The sequence below is a fragment of the Enterovirga sp. genome (assembly GCF_035325185.1).
In the GTDB taxonomy this organism is placed as follows: Bacteria; Pseudomonadota; Alphaproteobacteria; order Rhizobiales; family Beijerinckiaceae; genus Enterovirga.
Map to the genome: position 1 here is coordinate 21,125 of NZ_DAOLAJ010000049.1, position 6,678 is coordinate 27,802.

At 70.7% G+C, this 6,678-nt stretch carries 8 protein-coding genes; 6 read left to right on the top strand and 2 right to left on the bottom strand.

Features of this window, described 5'->3' with window-relative positions; genetic code table 11:
- Nucleotides 1-347: 347 nt before the first annotated feature.
- Nucleotides 348-1,184, bottom strand: coding sequence for a 3-keto-5-aminohexanoate cleavage protein (locus PKD06_RS11375; RefSeq protein WP_324380302.1), 837 nt, complete (start codon nt 1,182-1,184; stop codon nt 348-350).
- 123 nt (nt 1,185-1,307) lie between these two features.
- Here PKD06_RS11375 and dut point away from each other — a divergent pair, with 123 nt between their 5' ends.
- The 6 genes from dut to PKD06_RS11405 all read left to right on the top strand — a co-directional run bounded on the left by dut (nt 1,308) and on the right by PKD06_RS11405 (nt 4,977).
- Nucleotides 1,308-1,778, top strand: coding sequence for a dUTP diphosphatase (gene dut, locus PKD06_RS11380; RefSeq protein ID WP_324380295.1), 471 nt, complete (start codon nt 1,308-1,310; stop codon nt 1,776-1,778).
- A complete protein-coding gene (locus tag PKD06_RS11385; protein WP_324380296.1) occupies nt 1,775-2,218 on the top strand; it encodes an Rrf2 family transcriptional regulator in 444 nt (147 codons plus the stop codon). The genes dut and PKD06_RS11385 overlap by 4 nt, the downstream gene beginning before the upstream one ends.
- A gap of 71 nt (nt 2,219-2,289) precedes the next feature.
- Nucleotides 2,290-3,279, top strand: coding sequence for a cysteine synthase A (gene cysK / locus PKD06_RS11390; protein WP_324380297.1), 990 nt, complete (start codon nt 2,290-2,292; stop codon nt 3,277-3,279).
- A 38-nt stretch (nt 3,280-3,317) separates the two neighbouring features.
- On the top strand, nt 3,318-3,581 hold the full coding sequence (locus PKD06_RS11395; protein ID WP_324380298.1) for a hypothetical protein: 264 nt from the start codon (nt 3,318-3,320) through the stop codon (nt 3,579-3,581).
- Nucleotides 3,582-3,674: 93 nt separating this feature from the next.
- Entirely contained in the window at nt 3,675-4,529 is an 855-nt protein-coding gene (locus PKD06_RS11400; RefSeq protein ID WP_324380299.1) for a D-amino-acid transaminase, read from the top strand.
- A gap of 64 nt (nt 4,530-4,593) precedes the next feature.
- Nucleotides 4,594-4,977: a hypothetical protein gene (locus tag PKD06_RS11405; protein WP_324380300.1), complete on the top strand. Its 384-nt coding sequence runs from the start codon at nt 4,594-4,596 to the stop codon at nt 4,975-4,977.
- Between the two features lie 14 nt (nt 4,978-4,991).
- On the opposite strand, the gene PKD06_RS11410 is transcribed toward PKD06_RS11405, so the two are convergent.
- A partial coding sequence (locus tag PKD06_RS11410; protein ID WP_324380301.1) for a translocation/assembly module TamB domain-containing protein occupies nt 4,992-6,678 on the bottom strand: 1,687 nt, incomplete at its 5' end.

Consider the following 6,678-nt stretch of genomic DNA (forward strand, 5'->3'; position numbering starts at 1 on the left):
GGCTATGGCAGGACACCATAATGACGCTTCCATCGTCGAGCTGCCGGGCAGGGCGGAGGGCCCGGATTCGCCGGGATGCCGGAAGATGTCCCAGCCCGGGACAGGGCCCATATGCCACCAACCGCGGCGCTTGGGATGATGCCCCCTGCGAGGGGGATGTCGAAAATCGGTGGATAGTGGCTGCCGAGCATCAGGGCGCCCTGTCTCGATCGGCGGCTGCTCCTTGTCATTTCCGGCCGCCCGAAGGGCCGGGAAGGGTATCCAGGGCCGTGCGCGCCCTCCTGGATCCCCTTTCCCTCCGCTTCGCTCCGGCCGGGGATGACAGGGGAGCTTCGAAGGAAGCCGCTTCAGGCTTTCAGGGGAATGCCGAGGATTTCGCGCGCCTGCTGCCAGGTGGCGACGGGCCGGCCATATTGCCGGCACAGCTCCGCCGCCCGCGCGACCAGGGCCGCGTTGGAGGGCGCGAGGCGCTCGCGGTCGAGGCGCACGTTGTCTTCGAGGCCGGTGCGGGCATGGCCGCCCGCCGCGATCGCCCATTCGTTCAGGACGATCTGGTTCGGGCCGATCCCGGCCGCGCACCAGGGCGCGTTCTCGCCGAACAGGCGCTTCACGGTGCGGATGTAATAGTCGAACACGTCGCGGTCGACGGGCATCGCGTTCTTCACGCCCATGACGAACTGGACATAGGGCCGGTCCGCGAGCTGGCCGCTTTTCCACATCTCGTGGGCCTTGAGGATATGCGACAGGTCGAAGGCCTCGATCTCGGGCCTGACGCCGTGGGCCTTCATCTGCGCGGCGAGCCAGTCCACGAGGGCGGGCGGGTTTTCGTAGACGCGGTTCGGGAAGTTGTTCGAGCCGACCGACAGCGAAGCCATGTCGGGGCGGAGCGAGAGCATGGCGCCGCGCGCCTCGCCCGCGCCGGACCGCCCCCCGGTGGAGAGCTGGACGATCATGCCGGGACAATGTGTCTCGATCCCCTCCTTGAGCCGGCGGTAGCGCTCGGGATCGGAAGTCGGCTTGCCCTCGTCGTCGCGCACGTGGCAATGCGCGATGGCGGCGCCCGCCTCGAATGCTTCCCGGGTGCTTTCGATCTGCTCGGCGATGGTGATCGGAACGGCGGGATTGTTCGCCTTGGTGGGAAGCGAGCCCGTGATGGCGACGCAGATGATGCAGGGGTGCGACATGGCTCGGATATCCCGGATCGCGGCTTCGCCCTCGCCCTGACGAAGGCTCATGACTGCCTCCAGCCTTAGCAACCCGGTCCCGCCGGGACCAATGCAAAACATGCCGAATCACGGCCATCCGCCATGCGCGCCGAACTGAAGATCCTCGATCCGCGGCTGCCGGGCTGGGGCTTCCCGCATTGGGGCTCGGCCCTCGCGGCGGCTCTCGACCTGCATGCCTGCATCGAGGAGACGCTGCGGCTGGCGCCCGGCGCCCCGCCCGTCCTCGTCTCGGCCGGCTTCGCGGTGAGGATCGGGGAGCCCGGCTGGTGCGGCCTCGTCGCCCCGCGCTCTGGGGCGGGCCACCGGGGCCTCGTGATGGGCAACACGATCGGGATCATCGACGCCGATTACGAGGGGCCGGTGACGCTCTCCTGCTGGAACCGCAACCGGGAGCCCGAGGGCGAGATCGCCATCGAGCCCGGCGAGCGGATCGCGCAGATGCTCTTCGTGCCCGTGGCGCGGCCGGATTTCGCGCTGGTCGAGCGGTTCTCCGGTTCCTCGGAGCGGGGCTCGGGCGGCTTCGGCTCGACGGGACGGGGCGGGGCGGCATGACGCTCCTGCCGCGGCGCGCCCTCATCGCCGTCGCGACGGTGCTCGACGTCGCCCTCCATGCGCGCCCGGCGCCGGTTTCCGCGAAGATCCTGGCGGCCCGCCACCAGCTCGGCCCGCGGCATCTGGAAAGCATTCTGAATGCGCTCGTGCGGGCAGGCATCCTCAAGGGAGTGCGAGGCCCGCGCGGCGGCTACGAGCTGGCGCGCGAGCGCCGGCGCATCACGGTCGCCGAGATCGTCCGGGCGGCCGGGCAGGACCGGAGCGAGGAACCGGGCGAGGAGGTCTCGCCCCTGCTCGCGGCCGTGATCGCCCCCGCGATCGATCGGGCCGCGCAGGCGTTCCTCCGGGAACTCGACGCCATCACCCTGGAAGCGCTCTGCGCTGAAGCGCTCGCCCGCGGATTGCCGGAGGCGGGAGGAGACCCGGATTTCACGATATGACGATGTAGAAATATCCGTATATCGACATGAAGATGGAAATAGCGTAGGCCGCACCCGACAAGGAGAGCATCATGGCCCAGGACGCGCCCAAGACCCCCGCGCAGACCGCCCGCAGCCCCGGCCGAGGCCGCGTCTACGGCTCGATCACCGAGACGATCGGCGACACGCCGCTCGTCCGGCTGGGCCGCCTCGCCAAGGAGAAGGGCGTCGAGGCGGAGATCCTGCTCAAGCTCGAATTCTTCAACCCGATCGCGAGCGTGAAGGACCGCATCGGCGTCAGCATGGTCGATGCGCTCGAAGCCTCGGGCCAGCTCAAGCCCGGCGGCACGCTGGTCGAGCCCACCTCGGGCAATACCGGCATCGCGCTCGCCTTCGTCGCGGCCGCGCGGGGCTACCGGCTGATCCTGGTCATGCCCGACACGATGTCCATCGAGCGGCGCAAGATGCTGGGCTTCCTCGGCGCCGACCTCGTCCTGACGCCCGGCCCGCAGGGCATGAAGGGCGCCATCGCCAAGGCGAAGGAATTGCTGGCGGAGATCCCGGGCTCGGTCATGCCCCAGCAGTTCGAGAACCCGGCCAATCCCGCGATCCACCGCAGGACCACGGCCGAGGAGATCTGGAACGACACCGCGGGCCACCTGGATGTCTTCGTCGCCGGCATCGGCACGGGCGGCACGATCATGGGCGTCGGCGAGGTGCTGAAGCCGCGCCTGCCGAATCTCAAGGTCGTCGCCGTCGAGCCGGAGGATTCGGCGATCCTCTCGGGCGGCCAGCCCGGTCCCCACAAGATCCAGGGCCTGGGCGCCGGCTTCGTGCCGGGCGTCCTCGACACGAAGATCTATGACGAGGTGGTCACGGTCGGAAACCAGACCGCCTTCGAGACCTCGCGGCTCCTCGCCAAGCTGGAAGGCATTCCGGGCGGCATCTCGACGGGCGCCAATGTCGCCGCGGCGCTCGAGATCGGCGCGCGGCCGGGCATGGCCGGCAAGCGCATCGTCACGGTTGCCCCCTCCTTCGCCGAGCGCTACATCTCCTCGGCCCTCTTCGAAGGGATCGGCTGATCCGGCGCCGCGCCGGGCGGGTTTCGGGAGACGCGCAAATGGCCGGGACCAAGAGCTACGTCGTCCAGCCGGCTGACGAATTCGGCAACCTGGCCGAGGAACTGCGCCACGTGACCGGCGCGGAGGCCGATGCGGCACGCATCGCCTCCGGCCGCCCCTCGGAGGACGCCACCGAGGCGACCGAGGAAGAAGTCCCCGCCGAGAACATCGCCCATATCAGCGACGCGAGCCTGCCGACGCGCGAGGAGCAGGCGGCCGCCTTCGAGCGCCGGGCGAAGGACGCGGCGCGCAAGAACAAGTAGGGGCAGCGTCCGCGCCTGCCCGATTTTCGCGCCGCGGCGGGCTTGCGCCCTGCGCCGTGCTCCGGCACCTCTGCGGCGTCGCTGGAGAAAGCCATGTCCCGGATCGTGTTCGTCAACGGCTCCTTCGTCCCCTACGAGGAGGCGAGGATTCCGATCATGGATCGCGGCTTCCTCTTCGGGGACGGCATCTACGAGGTCTCGGCGGTTCTCGGCGGCAAGCTGATCGACAACGAGGCTCATCTCGCCCGGCTCGAACGCTCGCTCGGCGAGATCCAGATCAGGAACCCCTATCCGGCGGAGAAGTGGATCGAGCTGGAGAAGGAGATCGTGCGGCGCAACGGCTTGCAGGAAGGGCTGGTCTACATGCAGGTGACGCGCGGCGTCGCCGAGCGGGACTTCGCCTTCCCCAAGGATGTCGAGCCGACCGTCGTCATGTTCACGCAGGAAAAGAACATGCGCGCGGCCCCCGCGGCGCAGAAGGGCGCGGCCGTCATCACCGTACCGGACCTGCGCTGGAAGCGGCGCGACATCAAGTCGGTGGCCCTCCTCGCCCAGGTCCTGGCGAAGCAGGCGGCGGCCGAGGCCGGCGTCGCCGAAGCGTGGATGGTCGAGGACGGGAAGGTGACCGAGGGCGGCTCCTCGACCTCCTTCATCATCACCCGGGACGGCACCATCGTCACGCGGCAGCTTTCGACGGCGCTCCTGCCCGGCATCACCCGCAAGACGGTGATCCGCCTCGCGCAGGAGGCGCAGCTTCGCGTCGAGGAGCGCGCCTTCAGCGTGGAGGAGGCGCTGGATGCGCAGGAGGCGTTCCTCACGAGCGCCACCTCGCTCGTCCTGCCGGTGGTGTCGATCGACGGGAAGCCGGTCGGGGACGGCAAGGTCGGGCCGATGGTCCGGCGCCTGCGGGAACTCTATCTCGACATGGCCGACGCGACCCCGGCCTGAGGCCGGCGACCGGACATTAACCGGCCGCATGGGAGAAGGAAGGCGCCAGACTTTCGGATGTCCCATGCGCCTTGCCGGAGCCGCCTTCCTGTCCCTCGCGATCGCGGCTTCGGCCGCCGGTGCCGCCGAGACGCCGCCCGCCCTCAAGCCCGGTATGGGATACGGCTCGGCCCGCGCGCTCCTCATCTCGAAGGGGTTCCAGCCGGTGCCGTCGAGCACGCGGCGCGACGATCGTTGCAGCGCCGGGCGGCAGGATGTCTGCGTGGCCTATCCCGAGACGGTCTCCTGTGACGGGACGGGGGCGGCGGCCTGCCGCTTCATCTTCTCGTCGCGGAAGGGCACGGCGCTGACCGTGGTCGCCGACGGCGATGATGCCGGGCATCTCAAGGTGGTGACCGCGCGCCGCGCCGCGAAGACGGATGCGGAGTGGCAGCGCTCGGGCCGCTGAGCCGGCAGCCCTCCTCACCACTCGTACTGGGCGCCGATTCCGAGCGACCTTCCGCCGCCGGCGGTGACGTCGCCCTGAAGCCTGATCTGGTCGGTCACGCGCACGTCGACGCCGAGTCCGGTCTGGGCTGCGGTCTGGCCCGCGCGGACCCCGACATTGATGCGGTTCCCGATCGAGCGCTGGAGGCCGCCCGCGATGCCGCCCGGGCCGAGCCCGACATCGACCCCCGAAAGCCCCAGCGAGCGCCGTAATCCCTCGAAGGCGCCGTCACTGCCCGAGAACTGCGCCGCCGCCTGGGCGAGCGAGAGCGCCTGGAAGGCGGATAACTGGCCCGAAGGCGAGTTGAAGAGGAGGCGCGACAGCACCTCGTCCTGGGGCAGATCCGGGCTCGAGGTGAAGGCGAAGCTCGGATTGTCGGCCGGGCCGGTCACGGCGATGGTGATCGCGGCCCCGCCCGAATTCGTATTGGCGACGAAATCCAGCTCCGGCGTCAGATCGCCGCCGAAGGAGAGCTTGCCGCGCGAGAAATCGAGCCGGGCGGTCGCGATCTGGAGCGTTCCGTGCTGAAGCTCGAAGCCCCCGTTCGCGACGGGCTTCGAGAGGGTTCCGCCGAGGCGCAGCGAGCCGCCGAGCTGCGCGTTGAGGCCGCGGCCCTGCACCCGGATGCTGCCGGGGACGCTCATGAGGAGGTCGAGCCGGGCGTCGAAAGCCGGGGCGCCCCGGCCCTGCTTGCCCCTCTGGTCCAGCGCGAGGCGGGCCTTCGCGGTCTGGGTCGGGCGCTTATGGCGCGTGCCGGCGAGGGGCTTCAGGGTCGCAGGAAGGCGCGAGGGGATGTTGATGTCGGCGGAGGCGATGTCGATCCGGCCCGAAATGCGCGGATCGCGCGCGAGGGCCCCGGACAGCGCCAGGTCGAGATTGGCGACGGCGGTCGCGATGGCGCTGCGCACCAGTTCCGCATTCCGCCCGGTGATCTTGATGTCCCCAGGGAAACCCGCGCCGGGATCGAGCCGGACGCGGCCCGAGGCGTTGATGCCGCCGCCGTTGCGGGTCGTGGCCTGGGCCTGCTCGATCACGACCTCCTGGCCCCGCGCCACGATGCGGGCCTGGAGATTGCCGAGGGAGACGCCCTGCGTGGCGTCGGTGAAGCTGCCGCCCGAGAGCGTCGCGGTGCCGGTCGCCTCGGGCCGGCTCGGGCTGCCCTGGAGCCGGGCATCCACCTCGATCCGTCCGGTCAGGCGGCGGCCGCCCGCGGAGAGGAGGCCGCTTGTGGCGGCGGCGGCGTCGATGCCGCCCCGGACGGCGAGGTCGAGCCGGCCGTCGCCGCCGAGCGGCGCCGAGCCCGTGATCCTCACCGTTCCGGCGCGCCCGGCGGTGATGGTCGAATCGACGGTGGCGCGGCCCTCGCCGAGCCGGCCGCTGGCGGCGATGTCGATGCGGCCGAGGTTGAGCCCGCGAATCTGCGGCGAGGTCAGCCCTTCGATCCGCGCCCGGTACTCCCCGGACGGCGACGAGGGCGTGCCCGTGATCCGCGCCTCGCCCTCGAAGGTCCCGCCGAGCCCGAGGCCCGGTGATGCGAGGTCGGCCACGGAGAGTGGCACCGCCCGCGCCTGCGCCCTGAGGTCGAGGGTCGAGCCGACGAGCCCGTCCAGGCTCACGCGTCCCGCCCCGAGCCCGAGCACGACGTTGCGCAGGTCCGCCCCG